This window comes from Camelimonas abortus (genome assembly GCF_042432745.1).
In the GTDB taxonomy this organism is placed as follows: domain Bacteria; phylum Pseudomonadota; class Alphaproteobacteria; order Rhizobiales; family Beijerinckiaceae; genus Camelimonas; species Camelimonas abortus.
This window is the reverse complement of record NZ_JBHLWR010000006.1, coordinates 1,320,609-1,345,069: the sequence shown is the minus strand read 5'-3', so window position 1 is coordinate 1,345,069 and position 24,461 is coordinate 1,320,609. Positions and strand designations below refer to the sequence as shown.

Below are 24,461 nucleotides of genomic sequence, written 5' to 3'. Positions count from 1 at the left end.
GCGAACGGCGCGCGCCGTTCGCCGCAGAGCGTAATGGATGCGCGCGCGGCTGGCGAGCCCGCCGGCCGCGGCGGCGGACGGACTGTCGCATCCGCGGCCTTCGCCATATTGTGCCACACAAGCTAGGTCATGGTCTGGCGCAAACGGTGACGAAGGACCAGGCGCGGCCGGCCTGGCGGAGCAGGAGCGGACATGCAGGCGAAGATGAAAGCGGCGGCGCGATCCGTCGCCGGCTGTGCGATGGCGGCGGCGCTGGCGGCGGGCGTGTGGGGCGCGGCGGCGGCCGCGCCGGCGGGCGGCCGCCAGACCCGGGAGCTGCCGCCCCTGGCTCCTCACGAAGCCGTCTACGCCCTGTCGCTGGCCGACGGGCGCGGCCGCTTCGCCAGCGCCGGCGGCGAGGTCGCCTACAGTTACGCCGGCGACGCCTGCGCAGGCTACGACTTCCGCCTGCGCCAGGAGCTGGAGCTGGAGCCCCATGAAGGCGAGCCGGTGAAGCTGGGCGTGGTCGCCCGCACTGCCGAGGACGCCGCCGGCGCGCGCCTGCGCTTCCGCCAGGCCACGGTCCGCGGCCAGGGGGAAGCGGAGCTGGTGGAGGGCTCCGCCCGCCGCACCGGGGGAGCAGGCGAAGCGCCTGGCCTCGCCGTCTCCCTCACGGCGCCGCAGGCGAAGCGGCTCGCCTTTTCCGGCGAGATCCTGTTTCCGGCCGCCTACACCCGCCGCCTGCTGGCGGCGGCGCGCGCCGGCGAGCGGACCATGGCGGCGCGGCTCTACGAGCCCGGCGAAAACGGCGAGACGGTTTATGACGTGTTCGCGGTCATCGGCCCGCGGGCGCCGGCCGGGCCCGGTCGCAAGACCGGCGAGGCCGGGCGCAGGGCCGGCCTCGACCGGCTGGACCGCTGGCCGGTCACCGTCTCCTATTACGGGCCGGGCCCCGGCGAGCGCACGCCGGAATATTCGGTCGCCTTCGACCTCTATGACAATGGCGTCAGCGGCGACATGCGCCTCAATCTCGGCGAGGTGTCGCTGGACGCGAAGCTCACCGGGCTGAAGGTCACCGGCGACGGCCGCTGCGCCGCCGCCGCCCGCCGGAAATAACCACGGGAAGGGCGAACGGCCCCGCCTCAGTCGCGGCGGTCGCGCAGGGCGATGCCGCGGAACACGGCGCGGTCGCCGAACTTGCCGCGCAGGGCGTCGATGGCCTTCTCCGCCATGGCCTCGCGCCGGGCGCTCTGGTCGGCGAGGTCGCCCTGGTCGGCCTCCGCCGCCGCGACCAGGGCGCTGGCGCTCACGCCCACCAGCCGCCACGCCTGCCGCCCCTGATGCGCCGCGCACTCCTGGCGCAGCATGGCGAGGGCGGGCTGGTACAGGCGCCGCGCCAGCTGGGTGGCGGGCAGGCCCGAGCGCGTGCGCGTGATGGTGCGGAATCCGGCCGTCCTGAGCTTCAGCGTCACCGCGACCGTGGCGAGGCCGGCGTTTTTCAGCCGCGCCGACACCTTTTCGCACAGCCGCCACAGCACCGGCTCCAGGGCGGCGACGTCGGCGACGTCGTCCTCCAGGGTGATCTCGGCGGAGACCGACTTCACCGGCCGCTCCGGCGTCACCCTGCGCCGGTCGGTTCCGTGGGCCAGCTCCCACAGGCGCAGGCCTTCCCTGCCGAACTGGCTGGCAAGGTTTCCCGGCGTGGCCCGGCGCAGGTCGGCGACCAGCCGGTAGCCGCGACTTTCGAGGGCGCGGCGGGTGGCGGCGCCGACGCCATGGATCACCGACACCGGCTGGCGGGCGAGAAAATCCGGCGCCTCCGCCACGCCGATCACGGAAAAGCCGCGCGGCTTGTCCAGGTCCGAGGCGATTTTCGCCAGGAACTTGTTATACGACAGGCCGATGGACACGGTGACGCCCACCTCGCGCTCGATGCGCAGGGCGAGGGCGGCGAGGCTCTCCGCCGGCGTGGCGCGGTGCAGCCGTTCAGTGCCGGCGAGATCGAGGAAGGCCTCGTCGATGGAGAGCGGCTCCACCAGCGGCGTCAGCGCCCGCATCATGGCGCGTATCTCGCGGCTCACCGCGGCGTAGCGGGCCATGTCCGGCGGCAGCACCACCGCGTCCGGGCACAGTTCCAGCGCCTGGAACATGGGCATGGCCGAGCGCACGCCGCAGGTGCGCGCCACATAGCAGGCGGTGGCGACCACGCCGCGGCGTCCGCCGCCGATGATCACCGGCCGGTCGGCCAGCTCCGGCCGGTCGCGTTTCTCGACGGCGGCGTAGAAAGCGTCGCAGTCGATGTGGGCGATGGCCAGCCGGTCGAGTTCGGGATGGAGGACGAGGCGCGGCGAGCCGCAGGCCGGGCAGCGCCGGCGCGGCGCCGGCGGGGCCGGAAAACGGGCGAGGCAGTCGCGGCACAGCGCCGGCGTGTCCCCGGCCGGGGGCGCGCCGGTCATGGCCGCGCCCTCCCGGCGGAGCGGGGCGGCGGGAAGCGCGGCGGCGATGGCGGCGTGGCGATGGCGTCCATGGCGTCCAGGCGGGGCAAGGGAGCCCGGGGGCTCCGGCGACGCTGTCAGAATTCCGCCGGCGGGCGGCCGCCCTGCAGGCGCCGGCAGGCGGGCGCGACCTGCGCCGGATCGGCGCCCTCGCTGGCGCAGAACGCCAGCAGCAGGGCTTCGTCCTGCAGCAGGTGCTCGAGCACCGCCGCCAGAAACTCCGGCCGGCTGGCGGCGGCGCGCAGCCGGTCGACGGTCAGGCCGGACATGACGAGGAAATCGCCCAGCCGGTCCGCGTCGCCGGCGAGCCAGGCGAGGGCGCGGATGGCGAGTTCGGCGGGGTCTGGCGCGGCCGCGCCGCGGCCGCCGTCTTTCTGACGCGGAATCAGCATCGTTTGTCTTTCATTCAGGGTTGCGACCCTAATGTGGCGGCGCCGGGCAGGCGCGTCACGGCCTGCGGCAAGGGAGCCCACGGCGGATTCTTCCCCATGAGCAAGACCATTCTCATTGTTGAGGATAACGAGCTGAACATGAAGCTCTTCGGCGACCTGCTGGAGGCGCATGGCTACCAGACGCTCAAGACCGCCCAGGGCTCCGAAGCCCTGGAGCTCGCCCGCGCCCACCGGCCGGACCTGATCCTCATGGACATACAGCTGCCCGACGTCTCCGGCCTCGAGGTCACCCGCTGGATCAAGGAAGATCCTGAGCTGCGGAGCATCCCGGTGATCGCCGTCACCGCCTTCGCCATGAAGGGCGACGAGGAGCGCATCCGCGAGGGCGGCTGCGAGGGCTATCTCTCCAAGCCGATCTCGGTGGGCAAGTTCCTGGAGGCGGTGCGGAACTACGCCGGACCGGCGTGAGACGCCCACCCGGGGCGGCGGGCGCAATCAGCCATTTGCATTCCGCGCCGGCCAGGTTAGGGTAAGGGCAGGCGCGGGGCCCGCAGGCCGCCCGTGCGACGGAACAGCCCGGTGATGCTCAGGTCCGCCGCATCTCCTGGACGTCACGGGCTCAGGCCGGGAGTGAGACGGCGCGCCTTCACAGGCCCGTCTCCTCCCGGCCGTCTTGCTTTCGGGGCTGCTTTCCCGTGGGAGCCCTTCATCCGCGCCGGGCGCGGCCGCCAGTTTCCACCATGCTCCGTCGCAGGTCATTCCGGAAGCCCGGTCCGGGCCGTCGCCGCGCGCCCGCGCCGCGGCGGGGAAGGGCGCCCGCCCGTCGCCGCGCCGGGCGCGGCCGGCGCAGGTCCGTAAGTCATGGTTAACCAGCCGGTGGCGAAATGATGGCGCGAACGACCTGATTCGCGCGTATCACTCCGGATGAGTATCATGGGAACAGTCGTACAGTTCCGTCCGCGCCGGCGGCCCGAGCCCATCGTCACCGCCGAGGACGACGACTCCATCGACCTGATCACCGCGCTTGACGTCGCCATCCGCGACCTGCGCGACATCGCCGGCATGTGCGAGCGCCCGGAAGCGCGTGAACAGGCCCACGCCTGTCTCACCATGCTGGAACGCGCCTACGCTGAAGTGGCCCTGGTCTGGTAAGACTGCAGGCGCACGACGCATGACGCCGGCGGACATGGCCGCCGGCGCTCCCGTTCCCGCAAGTTTCACCGCCGGTTCCGCCCGCCAGGCGGCGCGCCGCGCCGGGTTGGCGCCGCCCGCGCGCCACGCCGGGGCGGGGCGCGCACGCCGGCTGGCGGCGGGCGCCGCTTCCGTCGCGGCCGGGGAAATTCCCGGGCCGCGCCAGCGTCTGGGCCGCGCCTATGCGGCGCCAAAGGGCATGGCGCGCTCCACCGCCGCCGCCACCTGCGCCACGCGGTCCTCCCGCCAGGGCGGAGCCACGATCTGCAGCCCCACCGGCATGCCGTCGTCGCCGGTTCCGGCGCGCACCGCGCCGGCGGGATTGCCGGTGAGGTTGAACGGATAGGTGTAGGACACCCAGGAGAGCAGGTTGCAGTGCTCGAAGCCGGGCGGCAGGTTCACGCCCGCCTCCACCGACGACACCGGAACCACCGGCGACACCAGCGCGTCGTAGCGCTCGAAGAACAGCCGCATCTTCTCGCGCAGCGCGTAGCGGGCGAACACCGTGTCGTAATAGGCCTTCATTTCCTGCGCCAGCGCCTCGTCGAGGATCTCGGCCGCCGCCGGATCGAGCAGGCTGCGGTTGGCCTCCAGCACCGGCCGCAGCCGCGTGCCGACGCCGGCGTAGAACTCAGCCGTCCACAGCGGGGCCGGATCCTCGTCGAACAGCGGGTCCACGTCCTCCACGATCGCGCCCTGGGCCTCCAGCGCCTTCGCGGCGGCGTCCGTGGCGGCGATGACGTCGGCCTGCGGGCGGCCATAGCCGAAGGTGCGGCTGTAGGCGACGCGCAGGCCGGTCACCGGCGCCTCCAGCGCGCCCATCACGTCCGGAACCGGTCCCTGCACGGAGAAGGGATCGCGCCCGTCCGGCCCGGCGATGACGCTGAACAGCTTCGCCGCGTCCGCCATGGAGCGGGCGATGGGCCCCACATGGGCGAGGGTGGGCGTGGCCGGGGTGGGCCACACCGGCACGCGGCCGAAATGCCCCTTGATGCCGGCGAGGCCGGTGAAGGAGCACGGAATGCGGATGGAGCCGCCGCCGTCGGTGCCAAGCGCGAAGGGGGTGACGCCGGCGGCGACCGAGGCGGCCGCGCCGGCGCTGGAGCCGCCCGGCGTCTTTGAAAGGTTCAGCGGATTGCGGGTGACGCCCGTGACAGGGCTGTCGCCCACCGGCTTGCAGCCGAATTCGCTGGTGGTGGTCTTGCCGATGAGGATGGCGCCGGCGGCGCGGGCGCGCTCCACGGCCGGGGCGTCGGCGGCGGCGACGTTGCCTTTCATCGCCTTCGACCCGGATTCCCAGGGCAGGCCGCCCACGGCGATGAGATCCTTCACCGAAAACGGCGCGCCGTGCAGCGGGCCGAGGTCGTCGCCGCGCATCACCGCCGCCTCGGCGGCGCGCGCTTCCGCCATGGCCGCCTCCGGCGTCAGCACGCAGAAGGCGTTGACGGTGTCCTGGGTCGCCGCGGCCAGGTCGAGGGCGGCGCGGGTGACCTCGACGGGAGAGATCTCCTTCGTCCTGATGCGCCTGATCATCTCAAGGGCGCTCATGCGGGTGAAATCATTGCTCATGCTCTGGTCCTCGCGGCGTGGCGGGCGTGAAGCCCGCCGGCGGGAGGGGGCCGCGCCGGCGGGCGGCCCCGCCGCCCGGAAAAGGGGGGATGGCGGCGGGGCGTGGGCGTCAGTCGACGATGGCGAAGGCGCGCACCGGCGAGCCCGAGCCGCCCTTGAACTTCAGCGGCACGCCGAAGAACTGGAACTCGCCGACGCCGATCAGTTCCTCCAGGTTCACCAGCCATTCCCAGTGGCTGACGCCGAGGTCGCGGCACAGGCGGTGCTGGGCGAAGATGTTGTCGGTGGGCTTGTCGGTGGAGGGGCCCTCCACGCCGTGCATCTTCGAGCCGCGGTCGTAGAGCCAGCGGGTGGCCTCCACGGTGAGCAGCGGGTTCTTCCACACGGAGTCGAGGGACGGGTAGTTGCGGGCGTGGAAGCCGGTGCACAGCAGCACGATGTGGCCGTCCACCCTGACGCCGCTGGCCTTCTCGGCCGCCTCCATGTCGGCGACGGTGATGTCGCCGAGATCGGGGATGTGGCGCAGGTCGAAGCACACCGCCTTGCCCATGAACATCTCCAGCGGCATCTCGTCGATGGCCGCGCCCTTCGGGTTCACGTGCAGGAAGGCGTCCACATGGGTGCCGACGTGATCCAGCATGGAGATGAAGTTGGTCTGGAAGGTCATGGGGTCTTCCGGCACGCCCAGACCGTTGGCCTTCGTGCTCTCGTGGCTCATGTGCACGGTGAACACGGGGCGCTGGAACAGCTTGTGCGCCGGCATGTTGTCTTCGAGGGTGAGGCTGAGGTCGATAACGCGGGACATGACTGCTCCTTCGCGCGCGCAGGCGCGTTTGTTGCCGGTTTCGGGCGGGTGGACGCGGCCCGCGGCGCCGGCTCCGGAGTGAGGACCGGGGCGGGCGGGCCAGCGTTGGGTCGGGGCCGCTGCGTCAGTGGCCCTTTTTCTTGCCGAGGAAGGCTTCCATCACTTCCGGATCGCGGGCGATGTCGGCGGCCGGGCCGCTGCGGTCGACCAGACCGTTGGCGATGACATAGGCCTTGTCGGCGATGGCGAGCGCCTGGGCGGCGAGCTGTTCGACGAGCACGATGGTGAGGCCCTCCGCGTTGAGCTGGCGCAGCACCTCCATCAGCTGCTCGACGATCTTCGGCGCGAGGCCCAGGGACAGTTCGTCGATGATCAGCACCTCCGGCTCGGCCATCAGGCCGCGGCCGATGGCGAGCATCTGCTGCTCGCCGCCGGACATGGAGCCGGCCTGCTGCTTCAGCCGTTCGCGCAGGCGGGGGAACAGGGCGAGCACCTTCTCGCAGGTCTGTCTGGCGCGCTCGCCCCGCAGGCCGCCGTGCACATAGGCGCCGAGGATGAGATTGTCCTCGACCGTCTGGTCGGGGAACAGCAGGCGCCCTTCCGGCGCCATCACCAGGCCCTTCGCCACCTTGCGGCTGGCGGGCAGGGAGGTGGTGTCCTCGCCGCGCAGCAGCACCTGGCCGCCGCACGGGCGCACGAGGCCCATCACCCCGCGCATCAGGGAGGACTTGCCGGCGCCGTTGTTGCCGATGATGGCCACCAGCTCGCCCCGGTTCACCGTCATCGAAATGTCGCGCACGGCGACGGCGGCGCCGTAGCGCAGCTGCAGGTTGCGCACCTCAAGCAGGGGCTGCGCCGCGGCGGATGGATTGCTGCTGCCCATGATCATGCTGCGCTCTCCCTTGCCGGGGCCACGGGGCCGCCGAAGTAGGCTTCGATGACGCGCGGGTTCTGCTGCACCGCCTCGGGCCGGTCGCAGGCCACCACCTGGCCGTAGTCCAGCACGGTGACGGTGTCGGCCACGGCCATGATCAGGTCGACGTGGTGCTCGATGAGCAGCACCGAGACGCCGAGACTGGCGATGCGGCGGATGATGGCCTCCAGCTCGTCGATCTCCTGGGTGGTGAGGCCGGCGGCCGGCTCGTCCAGCAGCAGCACCGAGGGGCGGCAGGCGAGGGCGCGGGCGATCTCCATCCGGCGCTGGTGGCCGAAGGGCAGGTAGCGGGCTTCGGAGCCGGCGTAGTCGGCGAGGTTGACGAACTCGAGCAGGCCGCGGGCCACGGCGCGGGCCTCGCGCTCCTCCCGGCCGAAGCGGGGCGAGCGCACGAGGGCGTCCGCCAGGCCGTAGCGGAACTGCTGCTGGTAGCCCACCATCACGTTCTCCAGCACGCTCAGCTCGCCGAACAGCTCGGTGTTCTGGAAAGTGCGGGCGAGGCCGATGCGCGAGATCTCGTGCGAGGGCCGGCCGGTGAGCCGCACGCCGTCCAGCTCGCAATAGCCTTCGGCGGGCACGTAGAAGCCGGAGATGGCGTTGACGAAGGTGGACTTGCCGGCGCCGTTGGGGCCGATGAGGGCGTGCACCTCGCCCGCCTTCACCCGCAGGCTGCCGCGGTTGAGGGCGGTGAGGCCGCCGAAGCGCACGGTCATGTCCGTGGCCACCAGTTCGGCCGCCGCCTCGCCGCGATTGCGGGCGAGGTAGTCTCCGGCGGCGATGGCGTCGCCGGCGCCGGCGTCGGCCTTCTTCGGCAGGAAACGGGCCAGAAGACCGCCCAGCGAGCCGAGCACGCCCTTCGGCAGCACGAACATCACCGCCACCAGCAGCGCGCCGTAGGCGAACTTCTGCCACAGCTGGAAGTCCTGCAGGTACTCCGGCAGATAGGTGAGGACCAGCGCGCCGATCACCGGGCCGAAGGTCGTGCCCGCGCCGCCGAGGATCACCATCAGCAGGAAGCGCACGCTGTCCTGGAAGGTGAAGATGTCCGGCGAGATGTAGGAGTTGAGGAAGGCGTAGCAGCTGCCGGCCACGCCGGCCGTGATGGCGGCGATGACGAAGGCGAGGGTGCGGATGGCCGTGGCGTTGACGCCCAGCGAGCGCGCCGCCGTCTCGCTTTGGGCCACCGCCAGCATGGCGCGGCCGTAGCGCGAGTTCTTCAGGTTGTGGCCGACCGCCACGGCGATGAACAGGCTGGTCGCCAGCACGCCGTAGAAGCCGTAGCCGCTGATGCGCTCGCCGAACAGGTTCGGCCGCGGGATCGAGCTCAGGCCCGTGGTGCCGCCGGTGAGCGACTGCCATTCGATGGCGACGTTCTCGACGATGATGCCGAAGGCGATGGTCACCACCGCCAGATACACGCCGCGCACCCGCACGCTCGGCCAGGCCAGCAGCACGCCGAAGCCGCCGGTGACGATGGCCGCGCACGCGGTCGACGAGATCATGTCGAAGCCAAGGCGCGTGGAGAGGATGGCGCTGGTGTAGGCGCCGAGGGCGAACAGGCCGGCCTGGCCGAGCGAGACGAGGCCCGTGAGCCCCACCAGAACGTTGAGACCGGCGGCGATGACGCCGTAGATCAGGAAGAGCATGAACAGGCGCAGTTCATACTCGTTGTCCGCCAGGGCCGGCACGAGGGCCAGAAGGATGGCGAACAGGGCGAACGCCGGGAGCGTGAGGCGGGTCATACCTTGTTCACCTCCTTCTTGCCGAACAGGCCCTGCGGGAAGGCGAGCAGGACGGCGATCATCACGGAAAAGCCGATGATTTCGCGCGAGGCCGTGGAGATGTAGCCTTCGACGAACTTCTCCATGACGCCGAACAGCAGGCCGCAGATAACCACGCCCGGGGCGCTGGTGATGCCGCCGATGATGGCGACGGCGAAGCCCTTGAGGCCGAGCAGCATGCCCATGGTGGCCGACGCCTGGGTGACCGGGGCGATGAGCACGCCGGCGCCGGCGCCGGCCAGGGCGGCGAGGCCGAAGGAAAAGGCGACGATGGCGTTGACGTTGACGCCCATCAGCGCCGCCGCCTGCCGGTTGTGGGCCACCGCCTGCATGGCGCGGCCGATGAGGGTGTGCTTCTGCATGGCGGCGAGGCCGAACATGGCCAGGACCGCCACCGCCGGAATGACCAGCTCCTGCGGGTAGACGCCGGCGCCGAAGATGCTGATGGCCTTCTCCACGCCGGGCGAAGGCAGCGGCCGCGAGAAGCCGCCGAAATGCATGGTGGCCAGGCTCTCGATCATGATGCCCACGGCGATGGTGGTGAGCATCCAGCCGATGGCGTTGACCGAGCCGGTGAACGGGCGCACCGCGAAACGTTCGAGCAGCACGCCGAACACGCCGCCGGCGGCGATGGCGCACAGGCATGCCAGCCACACGGGCAGGCCGTTGTCGACGCCGGTCACGGCGAGCACCGCGCCCAGCATCAGCGTGTCGCCATGGGCGAAGTTCACCGCCCGGGCCGCCGACCACATCACGTGGTAGCCGAGCGCGACGAGGGCGTAGATGCCGCCGATCGCCAGCCCCGATAACAGGTATTGCAGGATTGTCGTCATGCCTTCGTCCTTCGACCGGCGCGCAGGCGCCCGTCCGGCGCGCGCGACGCGCGCCGGCTGGCGCAGGTCTGCGATGTGACGGGTGGGCGGCGGCGGGACGGAGCCCGCCAGGCCGGCGTTACTTCACGGCGGACGCGTAGGGCGTCTGCTCGATGGGCAGGAGCTTGCCGTCCTGCCACACGGTCAGCTTGTAGTACTGGGGCAGGATGGCGTCCTGGCGCTCCGGATCGGACCTGTCGAAGGCCGGGTCATATTTCGCCACGAGGCCGTCGAGCCGCACGTCGTAGAGGGCGTCGCGCACCTTCTTCCAGTCGAACGCGCCGGCCTTCTCGATGGCGGCCTTGAGGATGTAGACCGCGTCATAGGCGTTGCCGACGCCGGACGGCATCTTGATCTCCGAAGGATCCTTCACGCCGTACTTCTTCTGGATCTTCTCCCACAGCGCCTTCTTCTTCGGGTCCATGTCGCCCATGAAGGTGTAGGTCTGGATCACCTGCACGCCGTTGGCCAGCGGACCGGCCAGCTCGCCGAGGTTGCCGGCGATGCCCCAGGCGCCGATCACGGTGGGCCTGTAGCCCACCTTGTCCATGGAGCGCAGCAGCTGGTTGCCTTCGCGGTCCAGGGCCCAGAACAGGGCCACGTCCGCGCCGGCGTCGCGGGCGCGCATGGCCTGGGCGGACATGTCCTGGTCGTTCCAGTTGAAGGTCTCGACGGCCACCAGCTCCTTGCCGGCCCGGGCCATGGCGTCCTTCACGTCGGGCAGGGCGCCGTTGCCCCAGCCGGTGTTCTCATAGAAGAAAGCGATCTTGCCGTTCTTCGACTGCCTGATGGCCTGCTCGACGAGATAGCGCGCCACCCACTTGTCCTTGGCCGAGACGCGGAACATGTAGTTCGGGTCGGCGCCGTTCTCGATGGCCTTTGTATTGGCGGCCAGCACGCCGATGAAGGGAATGCCGATCTCGTTCACCGGCTCGGCCTGGGCCACCGAGACGGTGGAGTGGTAGCCGCCCAGCACCGCCACGCACTTGTCGGCGAGGGCGATGCGGCGGACGTTGTCGACGCCGCGCGGCGGCGCGCCGGCGTCGTCATACTGGATGAACTTCAGCTTCTGGCCGAGCACGCCGCCGGCCTCATTGATCTCCTCGATGGCGATCTCCGCGCCCATTTTCACGGCGGCGCCGCCAAAGGCGGCCGGGCCGGTGACGGCGTTGGAATTGCCGATGCAGGGCTTCTGCGCGGCGTGGGCGAGGCCCGCCGAAAGGCAAAGCAAAGCCGTTGCAGCCAGGGCGCGGCTGCGCGTAACACTGCGGAACTTCACTGGTAGATCTCCCCACGTTCAGTAAAGGGCGCCTGGCGGTACGCCGGGGGGTCGCCAACTGTGAAAAGGCTACTGAGACGGGGGCGGCGGCGACAAAGATAAATTTCCAATGCCGCCATAGGCAGCGCCTATAATATGAAAATATAGGCAGTTTCTATAACCGTCGAAATTCTGCAACACGTTGCGAAACGTGCGTTTTCAGCCCGCAGGCCGCCATAGGCTGACGGAATGTCCGTTTGATGGGCGCCGTGAACAAATATGCGCGTTGCCCCGCGCGGCGGAAGAGTTCTCCTAAGGTCATGGACTTCCGCCAGCTGAAATACTTCGTACAGATCGCCGACAACAACAGCTTCTCCCGGGCCGCCGAGGTGTTGCGCATCGCGCAGCCGTCGCTGAGCCAGCAGATGAAAAATCTGGAGCAGGAGCTGGGGGCGGAGCTGCTGGTGCGGCATGCCCGCGGCGTGGCGCTCACCGAAAAGGGCCAGCAGCTCTATGACCACGCCATGCGCATCATCCGTGAGGTGGAGCGCGCCCGCGACGTGGTGCGCTCCGACACCGCCTCGCCCCATGGCCGGGTGACCGTGGGCCTGCCCACCTCCGCCGCCCGCGGCCTGTCGCTGCCGCTGGTGCGCGCGGTGCGCGAGGCGCATCCGCGCGTCACCATCCACCTCATCGAGGCCATGACCGCGGTGCTGGACGAATACCTGCAGCAGGGCCGGCTCGACGTCTGCCTGCTGTACAATCACAAGGCCTTCGAAAACGTCGCCTGGACCGAGATGATCGCCGAGGACCTGATGGCGATCGTGGCCCCGGGCCATCCCCTGGCGGCGCGCGACAGCGTGACCATGGCCGAGCTGGCGGCGCATCCGCTGGTGCTGCCGGGCAGCCCCAACGTGCTGCGCACGGTGATGGAGCGCAGCGCCGCCCTGTGCGACCAGCACCTGCAGGGCGTGGACTGCGACAGCCTGCCGGCCATCGGCCGCATCGTGTGCGAGGAAGGGGCGATCTGCGTGATGCCGCACTTCGCCTTCAGCCGCGAGCTGGAGCGCGGCGAGATGCGCGCCGTGCCGATCCTCGACCCCACCCCGTCATGGAGGCTGTCGGTGGTGGTGTCGCAGCGCAGCATGAACATCCGCGGGGCCGAGGCGGTGGCGCAGATCCTGGCCGGCGTCATTTCGTCCATGGTGGACGCAGGCGCGTGGCGCGCCCGTCTGCTGGCGCGCTGAGCCTTCTGCGGACGCGGCGCCGGCGGGCGGCCGCTCCATGTTTCCGGCCCGTATTTCCTGGAGGGGCGGGGCCAGTGCGGCCGGGCGCGCAGGCAGGCGGCGCGCCCTTTCGCTTCTGCGTCTGCGGTTCAGTCCTGCGCGCCGTCGTCGCCATCCGGCGCGGCGGCGCCGGTGATCACCACCGGGCGCTGCGGCGCCACGTTCACCGTCAGGCTGAACAGGTCGGGGCGGGCGTAGTGGCCGACCGGATCGAAATCGAGCTTCGCCCCCAGAATGTCGTCCAGGTCGATGTCGGCGGTGAGGATGCCTTCCTCATCCACCAGCGGGCCGGCGAGAATCTCGCCCAGCGGCCCGACGATCACCGAACGGCCGTGCATCATCCACGCGTCCGGCTCCGACTCGATGCGGCTGGCGTAATCCTCCGGGAAATCGGAGCGTCGCATCGCCTGGCAGGCGCTGATGACGAAGCAGCGGCCCTCCATGGCGACGTGCTGCATGGTGGGAATCCAGGTGGGCCGGTCGTCGGCGGTGGGGGCGGTCCAGATCTGCACGCCTTTCGCGTAATACGCGGCGCGCAGCAGCGGCATGTAGTGCTCCCAGCAGATGGCGCCGCCGAGCCTGCCGCAAGGGGTGTCCACCACGGTGAGGGTGGAGCCGTCGCCGAAGCCCCACACCAGCCGCTCGGCTCCGGTGGGCATGGTCTTGCGGTGCTTGCCGAGCAGGCCGCCGGGGCCGAAGTACAGCGCCGTGCAGTAGAGCGTGCCGCCGTCGCGCTCCATCACGCCCACCACCACATGCATGTCGTGGCGGGCGCAGGCGGCGGCGATGGCCTCCGTCTCCGGGCCGGGAACGGCGATGGCGCCCTTCACGTAGCGGGCGAAGTCGGCCCGGCCTCCGGGCGTGCGCTGGCCGACGCAGCAGCCGAAATCCAGCCCCTTGGGATAGCCGCCGATGAACGCTTCCGGAAACACCGCGATGCGGGCGCCGAGCGCCGCCGCCTCGGCGGCGAGCGCGACCACCTTCGCCGTGGCGGCGGCGGCGTCGAACGGGATGGTGGCGGCCTGGACCGCGGCGACCTTGACCTTCGTCATGGGTGTCATCCTTCCTGACAGGGCGTTTTTCCGGGCGGCGGCCGCCGCCCCTTCCGAAAAGACGCGTGAACTCAGCGCCCGGGCGCGGCGGCGGTCTGGGCCCCGCCGCCGGCGTCCGGGGATGCGGCCTGCGCCGCGCCGGCCGGGGCCGGCCAGACGGGCCGCTCCAGGTGAAAGACGTCGCGGGTGCGCACATAGGCGGAGGCGCCGTGCATGCGCCCCACCAGATCCAGCGCCGCCGCCGCCACCCGCGGCCGCTCCGGCGGGCCGCGCAGCACGCGTTCGGCGTAATGGGCGTGCAGGATCTCGCCCACGACCAGAAGCTGGCCGGGGCCGGTGTCGAGCAGGCGCATCACGCGGCATTCGAAAGCCGCGGGACTGGCGGCGATGCGCGGCGGCGCCACCGCATGCGAGGGCGCGGCGGCGAGGCCGGCCAGCGCCAGCTCGTCCACCTCCGGCGGCGCCTCGACGCAGGTGGCGTTCATCGCCTCCGCCAGGGCGAAAGACACCAGATTGACCACGAACTCCCCGGTGGCGCGGATATTGGCCGCGGTGTCCTTCTCGCGGCCGGGGCGGGCGAGCGCGCCGATGGCCAGCACCGGCCGGTCGGCGCCGAAAAAATTGAAGAAGGAGTAGGGCGCGGCGTTCACCGTTCCGTCCGGGGCGCAGGTGGTCACCCAGGCGATGGGCCGCGGCATGATGGTGGAGGCCAGCAGCCGGTAGCGCGCCGCGCCGTCCATGGCGGCGAAGTCGAAACGGCGCGTCTCCGGCGCCCCGGCGTGGTCCGGCCCCCCGGCCATGGGGTGCTGCTGCGTCATCCGGGCGTCCTCCGGCGGTTACGGAAGCGGGCGGCGCGCCGCCGCGCGGGGCGCGGCGCGACGCGTGAGGGCGCCACGCATGGGGGCGGGGCCGGGATGCGCGACCGGCCCCGCCGGGGCCTCGGGCCGGGCCCATGGCGGGCCCGGTCCGGATCAGGGACGCAGGATCTTCACCTGCGCCAGGTCGAAGCCGCTGGCGTGGGCTCCGGCGTCCACTGCGGCGGCGATCTGCGTGTCGATGAACTTCGTCACGTCGGGCAGGCGCGGCAGCAGCCTGTTCTCCACGCCCCACTTCGCCAGCACCTCCATTTTGGCGATCTGCTCCGGCGAGAGCGCCATGCGGATCTGGTCGTAGCTCTTCGCCGTCCAGGCCGGATCGAAGGCGGAAGCCTTCTGCAGCACGTCGACCGGGATGTTCTTCGCCGGCTCCAGGGTGCGGAACCAGGCGTTGGCCAGGTCATTGTTCTGGCTGGCGAAGTACAGCGCCTCGGAATTGGCCTTGAGGAAGCGCTTCAGCACGTCCGGCCGCTCCTTCAGGAAGCGGTTGTTCGCCGTCAGCGCGATGATCGGCGACAGGTCCTGCGACAGCACCGTGGCGTGGCCGGCGTGCTCGAAGAAGGTGACGAACGGGTCGTAGGTGAAGAAGGCGTCGATGCGCTGGGCGCCGACGGCGTCGGCGAGCTCCGCCGGGCCGACATTGACGAAGGTCACGTCCTTGCCGGGCGTCAGGCCGGCCCGGATCACCGCCTCCTGGGCGTTCTGGAAGGCGGTGATGCCGAAGGTGCCGTAAATCTGCCTGCCGCGCAGGCCCTGCATGTCGGTGACGCCGGACTTCTTCGTGGCCAGCACGCCGGAGCGGAAGCGCGCCTGGGCGGCGACCGTGGTCACCGGCGCGCCGATGGCCATGGTGGTGACCGCGGCGAAGTCCGACAGGGCGCCGATGTCGCAGGCGCCGGACACCAGCGCCTCGGTCACCGCCGGGGAGGCGGCGAGCTGGATCAGCTCGATGTCGAGGCCGTTGCGCGGGCCGATGTCCGTGCGCATCAGCACGTGGGCGATCTGCGCCGAAACCGTGGTAGTGTTGAACCAGCCCATCCGCACCTTGTCGGCGCCCTTCGCGCGGACCACGGCGGGGGCGGCGACGGGCGCCGCGATGGCGAGGCCGGCCACGAGCTGGCCGAACCGGCGACGCGAAATGGTGGAGGTCATGCTCATTCCCCTTTTTGCCACTCGGGCTTCAGCGTCTCCCACAGGTCGTTGACCGCAGAGACAAACCATGGATCGGAGCGCATCGCGGCCGTGCGGGGCCTGGGCAGCGGCACGACGAGCTCCTCGCGTACGCGGCCCGGGCGGGGGCTCATCACCACCACGCGGTCGGCGAGGAACACCGCCTCGTCAATGCCGTGGGTGACGAAGATCACCGTCTTGCCGGCCTCGGTGGAGATGCGGGCGATCTCCTCCTGCAGCAGCACGCGGGTCTGGGCGTCGAGGGCGCCGAAGGGCTCGTCCATCAGCAGGATGTCGGGGTCCGGCGCCAGGGCGCGGGCGATGGCGGCGCGCTGCTTCATGCCGCCGGACATCTGGTGCGGATACTTGTCCCCGAAGCCGTCGAGGCGGACCAGGCGGATCAGCTCGCGGGCGATCTCCCCCCGCTGCGCCTTCGGCATGCCCCTGGCCTTGAGGCCGAACTCCACGTTCTCCTGAACCGTCATCCAGCCGAACAGGGCGTAGTCCTGGAACACCACCGTGCGCGACGGGCCCGGTTTCGTGACGGGCCGTCCGTCCTGCAGGACCTGGCCGGCGGAGGGGGGCTGGAAGCCGGCGATGATGGCCAGCAGCGTGGACTTGCCGCAGCCGGAGGGGCCGAGCAGCGAGATGAACTCGCCCCTGCGGATCTCAAGGTTGACGCCGTTGAGGGCGATCACCGGGGAGTCGGCGCCGGCTCCGCCGTAGACCTTGCTGACGTCGCGGATGACGATCTGGGCGTCGCTGGCGGCGGGGCGGGGCTCCTGGGCGGCCGGAATGACGGTGGCGGCGGCGTTCATGGCGGCTCTCCTCAGTTGCGTTCGGACGGGGCCCAGGCGTTGACCCGGCGCTCCAGCCGCTCCAGGGCGGCGGACATCAGGAAGCCGACGAGGCCGATGGTCACCATGCCGGCGACGACATTGTTGATCTGGAACAGCATGCGGGACTGCTGGATCAGGTAGCCAAGGCCGGTCTGGGCGGCGATCAGCTCGGCGGTGACCACGCACATCCAGCCGACGCCGAGGGCGATGCGCAGGCCCGGCAGCACGATCGGCAGCGAGGCCGGGATGATGACGTCGAAGAACAGCATGCGCGGCGTGGCGCCGAGGCACAGGGCTGCGTTCATCTGGTTGCGGTCGAGGCCGCGCACGGCGGTGTAGGTGGCGACGAAGGCCGGGAACACCGCGCCGAGGAACACCAGGAAGTAAGAGGCGCTGTCGCCCAGGCCGAACCAGAGAATGGTGATCGGGATCCACGCCAGCGGCGGGATGGGCCGCAGCGCCTCCACCACCGGGCGCACGTAGTCCGACACTGCCCGCCACCAGCCGCATACCAGCCCGAGGGCGATGCCGGCGGCGCAGGCGAGGAAGAAGCCGATGAACACGCGCACCAGGCTGGCGCTGAGGTGGGTCCACAGCGACCCGTCGACGGCCATTTCCACCAGGGCGGAAGCGACGGCGAAAGGCGACGGAAGCATGAAGCCGTCGATGACGCCAAGACTGGTGAGCGCCTGCCAGATGGCGAAGAAGGCGGCGAGGCCGATGACGGCGCGCGCCGACGGAGCAGCGAGCGCCTTGCGGAGCGCTGAAGGACGCCGTACGGGCACGGAAACCGGCGTTTCGGCGGCGGCAGCTTTGGCGTTCATGGACTGATCCTCCGTCTTTCCACGGAATCCGTGGGGCGCGTGTCGATCGCTGACGTATCGTCACCATGGGATTTGTCGGCGTTATCCGTCAATGAAATTGATCGCGTCTGACGATTATTCATTGGGCTAATTGACTGCTATCTGTGCAGATAGCCGTCATGCAGGGCGGAGATGGGCGGTCAGAATGGGAGCGGAATGCAGGAAAATGTCGGATAATTCCGACAACAGGCTGACGCTTGACGCCGTCGCCAGGCCGGCCGCAACCGTCCGTTGGGGGGCATGAACCGTGGATATCGAAGAAAAGCTGGCGCGCATCGGCATTTCCGGCACGCTCTGCCGGCTCTACCTTGCCGCCGCCGCGCCGGGAGGCGCTTCCGTCACCGATGTCGCCGCCCGCGCCGGGCTGCCGCGCACCACTGCCCATGACGGTCTGGTCAGGCTGGAGGCGGAGGGGCTGGTGCGCTTCGTCGACCGTGGCCGCCGCCGTTTCGTCGTGGCCCAGGATCCGGGCGTGCTGCTGGAGCGGCTCGAGGCCCGCCGCCAGATGCTCGACGACGTCATGCCGGCGCTGCGTTCGCTCTATTACCACCACAGCGGCAGGCCGAGCGTGCGCTTCCACCCGGGCGCGGAGGGCATCCGCACCGCCCTGTGGGACACGCTTTCCGGCGGCGACGCCATGCTGCGCGCCACCCTCTCCATGCGCGAGCTGATGGTGGAGCCCGGCCTCCAGGAAATGGAGCGCTACCTGAAGGAGCGCGCCCGCCGCGGCGTGTGGCTGCGGGTGATCCGCTCCGAGCACCGCGACGACGCGCCGATCTGGCCGAGCAGCGAGGAGGAAAAGCGCGAGCTGCGCTACGCCCCGCCGGAGCACAACATCGCCATGACCTCGTACATCTACGGAAACAAGGTCTGCATCATCTCGTCGGCGCGGGAGAGCTACGGGCTGATCATCGACAGCGCAGAGTTCGCCGCCCATCAGGCGACGCTGTTCGACGCCCTGTGGGGCGTCAGCCGTCCGGCGTGAGGTCCGGGCCGCTCCGGCGCCGGTTGTGGCCAGGCGCCGCCGGGGAGGAGGCGCCGGTTCTCCGGCCCGTGCGCGGCTGGCCCTCCCGGCTGCCGGCAGGCGGGGCGGGGGTTCCGGCGCGCCGCCCGGGCTGCGGCCGGCGGAGCGGGGCGCCGCTCCCTGTTCCGCCGCGGGCCCTGCGCCGACTCCGCCGCCGGCCCGTGTCCGCTCCCGGCTTCCGGTCCGCCCGGCTCTCCGCTGCCTCGCCGCGCCGCCGCCCTGCTTCTTCCGCCGCCAGCGCGGGCCTGACGCGGGCGTCTCCGGCCGCCGCCGGCTCCCGGAAGCCGCGGCGGGCCGCCGCCGCGAGCGCAAAAAAACCGCCCCGGAATCGGGGCGGCGGAAGCGGCGGCCCGGGGCCGCCGCAGGCCCGGCCTTGCGGCCGGAGGCCAGATCACGGGGCCAGGATCACTTGATCTTGGCTTCCTTGAACTCGACGTGCTTGCGCGCGACAGGGTCATACTTCCGGATCGAGAACTTGTCCGTCATGGTGCGGGTGTTCTTCTTGGTGACGTAGAAGTAACCGGTGTCGGCGGTGGACACGAGCTTGATCTTGATCGTAACGGCCTTGGCCATGGTCGAACCTCATCCGGCGGGCTCGATCCCGCGCGCGGCAACATAAAAAGGCCGGCGGAGCCCGGCCCGGAAGATGGGTGGGACATGCCGCATCGGCGCTCCCAAGTCAAGGCCCGCCGCGCATTTCCCCTGCCGGCGGGCGCAAAAGCCCGGCGGCCGCGCCCGCGCGCGCCGGCTCCGCCAGGGGCGCGGCCGGCCCGCGGCGGCGCCATGCCGTTGCCCCGTCAGGCGTTTTTCGCCTGCGGGCGCGCGGCCAGCGGCTCAGGCCGCGCCGCGGCGCAGCGCCACGCGCGCCAGGGCGAAGGCGGCGTAGGCCGCGAACAGCGCCGTCAGCGTCACCGCGAATCCGTGCGGCCGAATCCGGTCGAAGCCGAGGCCGATCACCGGCGGCCCGAGCATCATGCCGAGGTTGTAGAGCAGGATGAAGGCGGCGTTGGCGCTGGCGAGGTCGGCGCGGTCGGTGAATCGCGCCCCCAGATGGGCGAGGCCGACCGTGTAGAGCCCGCCGCCCACGCCGCCCCAGAACAGCAGCAGGATCTCCAGCCCCCAGGGAAACTGCGCCGCCAACGGCATCAGCGCCGAGGAGGCGGCGCCGAACAGGGCGATGAGCACCAGCAGAGTCCGCCGGTCCATGCGGTCCGAGAGCAGGCCGAGCGGAATCTGCAGCAGCATGCCGCCCAGCGCCACGAAGGACGACATGAACGCCGCCCCCGCCTCGTCATGGCCTAGGCGCAGCGCATAGAGCGGCAACAGGCTGAAGCCGCCGGTCTCCACCGCGCCGAACACCAGGGCGGCCAGGGTGGCGAGCGGCGCCGCCACGAGGAAATGGCCGATGGCGTGGCGGGAGCGGTGGTCCAGCTCGGGCGTGACGCCGCGCGCCTGGGCCAGCGGCGCAAGCCCGAGGCACATCAGCGCCGCGCCGGCCAGATAGGGCGTCCAGCCGGACGTTCCGACGTAGCCGAGCAGCACCGGGCCGATGGCGAAGCCCAGCGACAGGCAGGTGGCGTAAATCCCCATCACCAGGCCGCGGCGCCGTGGCGGGGCGGCGGCGTTGATCCAGTATTCCGACAGCACGAACAGCGCCCCCAGCGCCGAGCTGAAGGCGAAGCGCAGCACGAACCAGGCGGGCAGCCATGGCAGCCCCCTGAACGCCAGCAGCGTCGCCGCGGTGACGGCGATGGACAGCGCGATCATGGCCCTGACGCCGATGGCCGCGGCGAGGCGCGGCACGAAGGGCATGGAGAGCAGGCTGGCGAAGCCGGACATGGCCGTGTTGAGCCCGATCATGCCGCCGGAGACGCCCATACGCTCCATTTCCAGCGACAGCAGCGGGATCGACAGGCTGAGCCCCACCCCGACCAGCGACACCAGCAGGATGGCGCTGGCCAGGGCGCGCAGGTTCAGCGGCTCCTGGACGGGGGACGACGGCGGGGCCTGCGGCGCCGGGGCGCCGGAGGCGGGCGGAGAGGCTTCTGTCACAGTTCCTCGCGTTGGAACGCGCCGTTGCGCGCGTAATAGAACGGCACCGGCAGGTCGTGGCCGAAGCCGTTGCCGGCGCGTTTTTCCAGTTCTTTCAGCACCACGGTGGTGATGGACGGCAGGTCAAGCCGGCGCGCCTCCTCGATCTCCACCCACACCAGCTCGGTCAGCTCGCTGTCGGGCGTGACCACGCCGTCGATGCGCGCGGCGACATGGGCGGCGTCTATGGCGAAAAAGCGGGTGTCGAAACGCTTCGGCCGGCCCGGCGGCGTGATGGCGCGGGCGACGAAGCGCAGCGGCTCCAGGTCCGGCGTCACCCCGTGGGCGGCGAAGTCGGCCCAGGGGCCGGCGGGCGGCCGGCGGGGCGGCGCGTCGCGGCGTCCGAGCAGCAGGCCGGTCTCCTCAAAGGTTTCGCGAATGGCGGCCAGCGCCAGCGCCCGCCCGCGCGAGGGCGCCGGGCGCACGGTGCGCGCCAGCAGCTTGCGGTCCACCACCGGGTGCAGGTCGCTGGCCGGCGTCATGAAACGGTCGTTGGCCTCGATGCGCCCGCCCGGAAACACGAACTTGCCGGGCATGAAGCGGTGGCCCTCGTGGCGGCGGCCCATCAGCACCTTCGGCCAGCGCCCCGAACGGTCGATGATGATCAGCGTGGCGGCGTTGCGCGGCCGGATGGTGGGGAACACCGGCTCGTCGCGCTCGCTCTCGTCGAGCATTTTCTGGTCGCTCAGGGGGGCCTCCTGCTGCAGCGTCCCGGTCATCAGCGTTTCTCCCCGCCGCGCCGTTTCCTGCCGCCGGCGGGGCCGGCGGACGACGTCGCTGGCGTCATTGTGGCGTGAATCAGCGTCGGCGCCGGCGCGGCCGGCGTCCGCCCCATTATGCCTCACGCGCGCGGCGCGACGATTGTGGCTGGCGCATCGGAAGCCTGCGCCCGGCGGGCAGGTCGGTCAGGGCGGGCGCGCCGGCTGGCGGGGCGCGGGGCGGGCTCAGCGGGCGCCGTCGCCGGCCTGCTCCGCCGGCCAGCCGCCGTCGCAGCGGCGGGCGAACTCGTCCTTGCCGAAGCCGTGCATGCGGTGGGCCCACTGCAGGCCCACCACCGCGCCCTTCACCGGCTGCATCAGCAGGAAGCCGAGAATCAGCGTCAGCGCCGGCCACACCGACATGTGCGCCCACACCGGCCAGGTGAAATAGGTCTCCGCCAGCAGGATGCCGGTGGCGACGATATGGGCCACGATGGTGATCACCACATAGGGAGGCAGGTCGTCGGCGCGCTGGTGGTGCAGCTCCTCGCCGCAGGCCGCGCAGGCGTCATTGACCTTCAGAAACCTGCCGAACATGCGGCCCTCGCCGCAGGCGGGGCAGCAGCCGGCGAAGCCGCGCTTCATGGCCGGAATGAGCTCGCGCGGCGGCTCGCCTGAATATGGGGACTGAATCTGGAGAGCCATGATCCGCTCCTGGATGGGGCCTGTGGGGGCGACGGCCCCGTCGCGGCCGCCTGCGCGCGCCGGGCGCGCCATGCGCCTGACGGTGCGCCGGCCGGGAACCGGGGCGTTCAGCGGCCGCCCGCGCGAGGGCGGCTTCGCCTGCGGCGCCGGCGCTTGCGGCAACATGCGCATCCGGCGCGGCGGAGGCAAGCCCCGCCGCTGAGGCGCTTGCGCGCAGGCCGCCCGCCTTAACGGGCGCGGCGGGCCCGGGCCAGCAGGGCTTTTTTCGCCCGCTTCTGCTCCGCGAGCCGGCCGGCCAGGCCTTTGGGCGCGGCGCCGGCCTTCGCGGCGCGGCCCTTTTTCTTGCCCGCCGGACTGGCGCGGCCGCCGCCGCTGCGCCCCGCCAGCTCGAAGCGCAGCGCGCCGGCGACGGGCGCGGCTTCCGCCAGGCGCACCTCCACCGTGTCGCCGAGCCGCAGCATGTCGCCGGTGCGGGTTCCCACCAGGGCGTGCAGGACCTCGTCATGCCGGTAATATTCGTCGCCGATGGAGGCGGCGGGAATGAAGCCGTCGGCGCCGGTCCCGGTCAGGCGCACGAACAGGCCGGCGCGGGTGACGCCGGAGATCTGCCCCTCGAACACCGCGCCGATCTGGTCGGCCAGAAAGTGGGCGATGAGCCGGTCGATGGTTTCGCGCTCGGCCGCCATGGCGCGCCGCTCCGCCGCCGAGATCTGGGCGCCCGTCTCCGCCAGCTGCGCCCGGGTGGTGGAGGCTGGCAGGCCGTCATCGCCCAGCCGGCAGGCGCTGATCAGCGCCCGGTGGACGATGAGGTCGGCGTAGCGGCGGATGGGCGAGGTGAAGTGGGCGTAGCGGCGCAGGTTGAGGCCGAAGTGGCCGCAGTTGTCCGGCGAATACTCCGCCTGGGCCTGGGAGCGCAGCACCACCTCGTTGACGAAGGTCTTGTGCCGGGCGCCCTCCGCCTGGGCGAGGATGCGGTTGAACAGCTCCGGCCGCAGGTTGCTGACCCGCGGCAGCTTCAGGCCGATGGAGGCCATGACCTCGCCGAGGGCGCGCATCTTCTCCAGCGAGGGCGCGTCGTGGATGCGGTAGAGCAGCGGCGAGCCGGCCCGCTCCAGGGTTTCGGCGGCGCAGACATTGGCGAGGATCATGAACTCCTCGATCAGCCGGTGCGCGTCGAGCCGGGCCGGGATGACCACCCGTTCGATGCGGCCGTCGGCGTTGAGGATGAGCTTGCGCTCCGGCAGGTCGAGCTCAAGGGGCGCGCGCCTGTCCCGCGCCTTCGCCAGGGCGGCGTAGGCGGCCCACAGCGGCTTCAGCACCGGCTCCAGCAGCGGGCCGGCGACCTCGTCGGGGCTGCCGTCGATGGCGGCCTGGGCCTGCTGGTAGGCCAGCCTGGCGGCCGAGCGCATCATCACCCTGTGCACGCTGTGGCGCAGCTTGCGGCCCTGGGCGTCGATGACGATGCGCATGGCCAGCGCCGGCCTGTCCTCATGCGGGCGCAGCGAGCACAGGTCGTTGGAGATGCGCTCCGGCAGCATGGGCACGACGCGGTCGGGGAAGTAAACCGAATTGCCGCGCTCGCGCGCCGCGCGGTCCATTTCGCCGCCGGGGCGCACATAGGCGGCGACGTCGGCGATGGCGACGGTGAGCACGAATCCGCCCGGATTGGCGGGATCCTCGTCCGGGGCGGCGTGAACGGCGTCGTCGTGATCCTTCGCGTCCGGCGGGTCGATGGTGACCAGCGGCAGCTGGCGCCAGTCCTCGCGCCCGGCGAGGGTGAGGGGGCGGGCCGCCTCCGCCTCGGCGAGGACGGCCGCAGAGAACTCGTGCGGGATGCCGTGGGCGTAGATCGCCAGCATGCTCACCGCCTTTTCCGAGGCGAGCGAGCCGAGGCGCTCGCGCACGCGGGCGTGCGGGCGGGCGAAGCGGCCGATTTTCGATACGGTGACGGAGACGAGATCGCCGTCCTTCGCGCCGGCGTCGTCGCCGGGGCGGATCACCAGCTCCTCGCGGCCGGCGCTGCGCTTGTCCACCGGCTCGATCCAGCCGCCGCCTCCGGGCAGGGCGCGGAACACGCCGAGCATCTGCGGGCGGGCGCGGCCCATGACCTTGACGGCGCGGCCGCTCCAGGCGGGGCCGCCGTCCGCCCCGTGGACGCGCGACACGCGCAGCAGCACGCGGTCGCCGACGCCGGGCGCCGGCTGGCGTCCGGCCCGCCGCGGCGCGTCGACGATGATCTGCGGCGCCTCGCCGTCGCCGGTCCATTCGGCGGGGACGGCGAGCAGCTCGCCGTCGGCGTCGCGGCCGGTGATGTCGGCCACCACCATGGGCGGCAGGCCGGCGGCGTCGTGCAGGGCGCCGCGGGAGCGGCGGATGAGGCCGTCTTCCTCCAGCTCCCTCAGCATGCGCTTCAGCCAGATGCGGTGCTCGCCGGTGACGCCGAAGGCGCGGGCGATGTCGCGTTTCGACACCTTGCCGGGGGCGGCGTTGATGAAGGCCACGAGCCTGTCGCGGGTGGGCAGGGCGCCGGCCTCCGGGGCCTCGTCCTGCGCGAGGGCGTCTTCGCCGGAGACGTCGGAGAC

23 protein-coding genes are annotated in these 24,461 nt (G+C 71.5%); 5 read left to right on the top strand and 18 right to left on the bottom strand.

Annotation, left to right across the window (positions count from 1 at the left end; translation table 11 throughout):
• Positions 1–192 precede the first annotated feature (192 nt).
• On the top strand, positions 193–1,095 hold the full coding sequence (locus ACFFJB_RS08165; RefSeq protein ID WP_376830744.1) for an EipB family protein: 903 nt from the start codon (positions 193–195) through the stop codon (positions 1,093–1,095).
• Between the two features lie 26 nt (positions 1,096–1,121).
• On the opposite strand, the gene ACFFJB_RS08160 is transcribed toward ACFFJB_RS08165, so the two are convergent.
• Positions 1,122–2,435 carry a DNA polymerase IV gene (locus tag ACFFJB_RS08160; RefSeq protein ID WP_376830743.1) on the bottom strand — a complete coding sequence of 438 codons (1,314 nt, stop codon included), beginning with the start codon at positions 2,433–2,435 and terminating at the stop codon, positions 1,122–1,124.
• 116 nt (positions 2,436–2,551) lie between these two features.
• The gene (locus tag ACFFJB_RS08155) at positions 2,552–2,866 is read right to left on the bottom strand and encodes a DUF3572 domain-containing protein (protein ID WP_376830742.1); all 315 of its coding nucleotides are present in this window, start codon (positions 2,864–2,866) and stop codon (positions 2,552–2,554) included.
• Positions 2,867–2,962: 96 nt separating this feature from the next.
• Between ACFFJB_RS08155 and ACFFJB_RS08150 the strand changes: the two genes are divergently transcribed.
• Together ACFFJB_RS08150 and ACFFJB_RS08145 are read left to right on the top strand one after the other, a co-directional pair.
• Entirely contained in the window at positions 2,963–3,334 is a 372-nt protein-coding gene (locus tag ACFFJB_RS08150) for a response regulator (RefSeq protein WP_376830741.1), read from the top strand.
• Between the two features lie 465 nt (positions 3,335–3,799).
• Complete coding sequence (locus ACFFJB_RS08145; protein ID WP_376830740.1) at positions 3,800–4,018, top strand: hypothetical protein; 219 nt, start codon at positions 3,800–3,802, stop codon at positions 4,016–4,018.
• 219 nt (positions 4,019–4,237) lie between these two features.
• Here the strand turns inward: ACFFJB_RS08145 and ACFFJB_RS08140 are convergent, their stop codons facing one another.
• From ACFFJB_RS08140 to ACFFJB_RS08115, 6 genes are all read right to left on the bottom strand, one after another.
• Positions 4,238–5,626, bottom strand: coding sequence for an amidase (locus tag ACFFJB_RS08140; RefSeq protein WP_376830739.1), 1,389 nt, complete (start codon positions 5,624–5,626; stop codon positions 4,238–4,240).
• Between the two features lie 109 nt (positions 5,627–5,735).
• The gene (locus ACFFJB_RS08135; RefSeq protein WP_376830738.1) at positions 5,736–6,431 is read right to left on the bottom strand and encodes a cyclase family protein; all 696 of its coding nucleotides are present in this window, start codon (positions 6,429–6,431) and stop codon (positions 5,736–5,738) included.
• Positions 6,432–6,555: 124 nt separating this feature from the next.
• On the bottom strand, positions 6,556–7,314 hold the full coding sequence (locus tag ACFFJB_RS08130) for an ABC transporter ATP-binding protein (RefSeq protein WP_376832601.1): 759 nt from the start codon (positions 7,312–7,314) through the stop codon (positions 6,556–6,558).
• A 2-nt stretch (positions 7,315–7,316) separates the two neighbouring features.
• Positions 7,317–9,107 (bottom strand): branched-chain amino acid ABC transporter ATP-binding protein/permease, encoded by a 1,791-nt coding sequence (locus ACFFJB_RS08125; protein WP_376830737.1) that lies wholly within the window; start codon positions 9,105–9,107, stop codon positions 7,317–7,319.
• On the bottom strand, positions 9,104–9,979 hold the full coding sequence (locus tag ACFFJB_RS08120; RefSeq protein WP_376830736.1) for a branched-chain amino acid ABC transporter permease: 876 nt from the start codon (positions 9,977–9,979) through the stop codon (positions 9,104–9,106). Before ACFFJB_RS08120 ends, ACFFJB_RS08125 begins: the two co-directional genes overlap by 4 nt.
• A gap of 118 nt (positions 9,980–10,097) precedes the next feature.
• The gene (locus tag ACFFJB_RS08115; RefSeq protein ID WP_376832598.1) at positions 10,098–11,264 is read right to left on the bottom strand and encodes an ABC transporter substrate-binding protein; all 1,167 of its coding nucleotides are present in this window, start codon (positions 11,262–11,264) and stop codon (positions 10,098–10,100) included.
• A 332-nt stretch (positions 11,265–11,596) separates the two neighbouring features.
• Here ACFFJB_RS08115 and ACFFJB_RS08110 point away from each other — a divergent pair, with 332 nt between their 5' ends.
• On the top strand, positions 11,597–12,523 hold the full coding sequence (locus ACFFJB_RS08110; protein ID WP_376830735.1) for a LysR family transcriptional regulator: 927 nt from the start codon (positions 11,597–11,599) through the stop codon (positions 12,521–12,523).
• Between the two features lie 128 nt (positions 12,524–12,651).
• Here ACFFJB_RS08110 and ACFFJB_RS08105 read toward each other — a convergent pair whose 3' ends face one another.
• The 5 genes from ACFFJB_RS08105 to ACFFJB_RS08085 form a co-directional block, all read right to left on the bottom strand.
• Positions 12,652–13,614, bottom strand: coding sequence for a carbon-nitrogen hydrolase family protein (locus ACFFJB_RS08105; RefSeq protein WP_376830734.1), 963 nt, complete (start codon positions 13,612–13,614; stop codon positions 12,652–12,654).
• A 71-nt stretch (positions 13,615–13,685) separates the two neighbouring features.
• Positions 13,686–14,432, bottom strand: coding sequence for a flavin reductase family protein (locus tag ACFFJB_RS08100; protein WP_376830733.1), 747 nt, complete (start codon positions 14,430–14,432; stop codon positions 13,686–13,688).
• A gap of 153 nt (positions 14,433–14,585) precedes the next feature.
• Positions 14,586–15,641 carry an ABC transporter substrate-binding protein gene (locus ACFFJB_RS08095; protein WP_376830732.1) on the bottom strand — a complete coding sequence of 352 codons (1,056 nt, stop codon included), beginning with the start codon at positions 15,639–15,641 and terminating at the stop codon, positions 14,586–14,588.
• A 2-nt stretch (positions 15,642–15,643) separates the two neighbouring features.
• On the bottom strand, positions 15,644–16,477 hold the full coding sequence (locus ACFFJB_RS08090; RefSeq protein WP_376830731.1) for an ABC transporter ATP-binding protein: 834 nt from the start codon (positions 16,475–16,477) through the stop codon (positions 15,644–15,646).
• Between the two features lie 11 nt (positions 16,478–16,488).
• Positions 16,489–17,322 carry an ABC transporter permease gene (locus ACFFJB_RS08085; RefSeq protein ID WP_376830730.1) on the bottom strand — a complete coding sequence of 278 codons (834 nt, stop codon included), beginning with the start codon at positions 17,320–17,322 and terminating at the stop codon, positions 16,489–16,491.
• A 286-nt stretch (positions 17,323–17,608) separates the two neighbouring features.
• On the opposite strand from ACFFJB_RS08085, the gene ACFFJB_RS08080 reads away from it, so the two are divergent.
• On the top strand, positions 17,609–18,346 hold the full coding sequence (locus tag ACFFJB_RS08080; protein WP_376830729.1) for a TrmB family transcriptional regulator: 738 nt from the start codon (positions 17,609–17,611) through the stop codon (positions 18,344–18,346).
• A 444-nt stretch (positions 18,347–18,790) separates the two neighbouring features.
• On the opposite strand, the gene rpmG is transcribed toward ACFFJB_RS08080, so the two are convergent.
• The 5 genes from rpmG to rnr all read right to left on the bottom strand — a co-directional run bounded on the left by rpmG (position 18,791) and on the right by rnr (position 24,401).
• Entirely contained in the window at positions 18,791–18,958 is a 168-nt protein-coding gene (gene rpmG / locus ACFFJB_RS08075; protein ID WP_376830728.1) for a 50S ribosomal protein L33, read from the bottom strand.
• 261 nt (positions 18,959–19,219) lie between these two features.
• Positions 19,220–20,437 carry an MFS transporter gene (locus tag ACFFJB_RS08070; RefSeq protein ID WP_376830727.1) on the bottom strand — a complete coding sequence of 406 codons (1,218 nt, stop codon included), beginning with the start codon at positions 20,435–20,437 and terminating at the stop codon, positions 19,220–19,222.
• Positions 20,434–21,195 (bottom strand): NUDIX hydrolase, encoded by a 762-nt coding sequence (locus ACFFJB_RS08065; protein WP_376830726.1) that lies wholly within the window; start codon positions 21,193–21,195, stop codon positions 20,434–20,436. The genes ACFFJB_RS08070 and ACFFJB_RS08065 overlap by 4 nt, the downstream gene beginning before the upstream one ends.
• 225 nt (positions 21,196–21,420) lie before the next feature.
• A complete protein-coding gene (locus tag ACFFJB_RS08060) occupies positions 21,421–21,879 on the bottom strand; it encodes a DUF983 domain-containing protein (protein ID WP_376830725.1) in 459 nt (152 codons plus the stop codon).
• A 227-nt stretch (positions 21,880–22,106) separates the two neighbouring features.
• Positions 22,107–24,401, bottom strand: coding sequence for a ribonuclease R (gene rnr, locus ACFFJB_RS08055; RefSeq protein ID WP_376832596.1), 2,295 nt, complete (start codon positions 24,399–24,401; stop codon positions 22,107–22,109).
• Positions 24,402–24,461: the final 60 nt, after the last annotated feature.

What these genes read in the sequence shown, in the direction of transcription:
- ACFFJB_RS08165 (WP_376830744.1), top strand. Translation starts at nt 193, where the DNA reads ATGCAGGCGAAGATGAAAGCGGCGGCGCGATCCGTCGCCGGCTGTGCG.
- ACFFJB_RS08160 (WP_376830743.1), bottom strand. Translation starts at nt 2,435, where the DNA reads ATGACCGGCGCGCCCCCGGCCGGGGACACGCCGGCGCTGTGCCGCGAC.
- ACFFJB_RS08155 (WP_376830742.1), bottom strand. Translation starts at nt 2,866, where the DNA reads ATGCTGATTCCGCGTCAGAAAGACGGCGGCCGCGGCGCGGCCGCGCCA.
- ACFFJB_RS08150 (WP_376830741.1), top strand. Translation starts at nt 2,963, where the DNA reads ATGAGCAAGACCATTCTCATTGTTGAGGATAACGAGCTGAACATGAAG.
- ACFFJB_RS08145 (WP_376830740.1), top strand. Translation starts at nt 3,800, where the DNA reads ATGGGAACAGTCGTACAGTTCCGTCCGCGCCGGCGGCCCGAGCCCATC.
- ACFFJB_RS08140 (WP_376830739.1), bottom strand. Translation starts at nt 5,626, where the DNA reads ATGAGCAATGATTTCACCCGCATGAGCGCCCTTGAGATGATCAGGCGC.
- ACFFJB_RS08135 (WP_376830738.1), bottom strand. Translation starts at nt 6,431, where the DNA reads ATGTCCCGCGTTATCGACCTCAGCCTCACCCTCGAAGACAACATGCCG.
- ACFFJB_RS08130 (WP_376832601.1), bottom strand. Translation starts at nt 7,314, where the DNA reads ATGGGCAGCAGCAATCCATCCGCCGCGGCGCAGCCCCTGCTTGAGGTG.
- ACFFJB_RS08125 (WP_376830737.1), bottom strand. Translation starts at nt 9,107, where the DNA reads ATGACCCGCCTCACGCTCCCGGCGTTCGCCCTGTTCGCCATCCTTCTG.
- ACFFJB_RS08120 (WP_376830736.1), bottom strand. Translation starts at nt 9,979, where the DNA reads ATGACGACAATCCTGCAATACCTGTTATCGGGGCTGGCGATCGGCGGC.
- ACFFJB_RS08110 (WP_376830735.1), top strand. Translation starts at nt 11,597, where the DNA reads ATGGACTTCCGCCAGCTGAAATACTTCGTACAGATCGCCGACAACAAC.
- ACFFJB_RS08105 (WP_376830734.1), bottom strand. Translation starts at nt 13,614, where the DNA reads ATGACGAAGGTCAAGGTCGCCGCGGTCCAGGCCGCCACCATCCCGTTC.
- ACFFJB_RS08100 (WP_376830733.1), bottom strand. Translation starts at nt 14,432, where the DNA reads ATGACGCAGCAGCACCCCATGGCCGGGGGGCCGGACCACGCCGGGGCG.
- ACFFJB_RS08095 (WP_376830732.1), bottom strand. Translation starts at nt 15,641, where the DNA reads ATGACCTCCACCATTTCGCGTCGCCGGTTCGGCCAGCTCGTGGCCGGC.
- ACFFJB_RS08090 (WP_376830731.1), bottom strand. Translation starts at nt 16,477, where the DNA reads ATGAACGCCGCCGCCACCGTCATTCCGGCCGCCCAGGAGCCCCGCCCC.
- ACFFJB_RS08085 (WP_376830730.1), bottom strand. Translation starts at nt 17,322, where the DNA reads ATGAACGCCAAAGCTGCCGCCGCCGAAACGCCGGTTTCCGTGCCCGTA.
- rpmG (WP_376830728.1), bottom strand. Translation starts at nt 18,958, where the DNA reads ATGGCCAAGGCCGTTACGATCAAGATCAAGCTCGTGTCCACCGCCGAC.
- ACFFJB_RS08065 (WP_376830726.1), bottom strand. Translation starts at nt 21,195, where the DNA reads ATGACCGGGACGCTGCAGCAGGAGGCCCCCCTGAGCGACCAGAAAATG.
- ACFFJB_RS08060 (WP_376830725.1), bottom strand. Translation starts at nt 21,879, where the DNA reads ATGGCTCTCCAGATTCAGTCCCCATATTCAGGCGAGCCGCCGCGCGAG.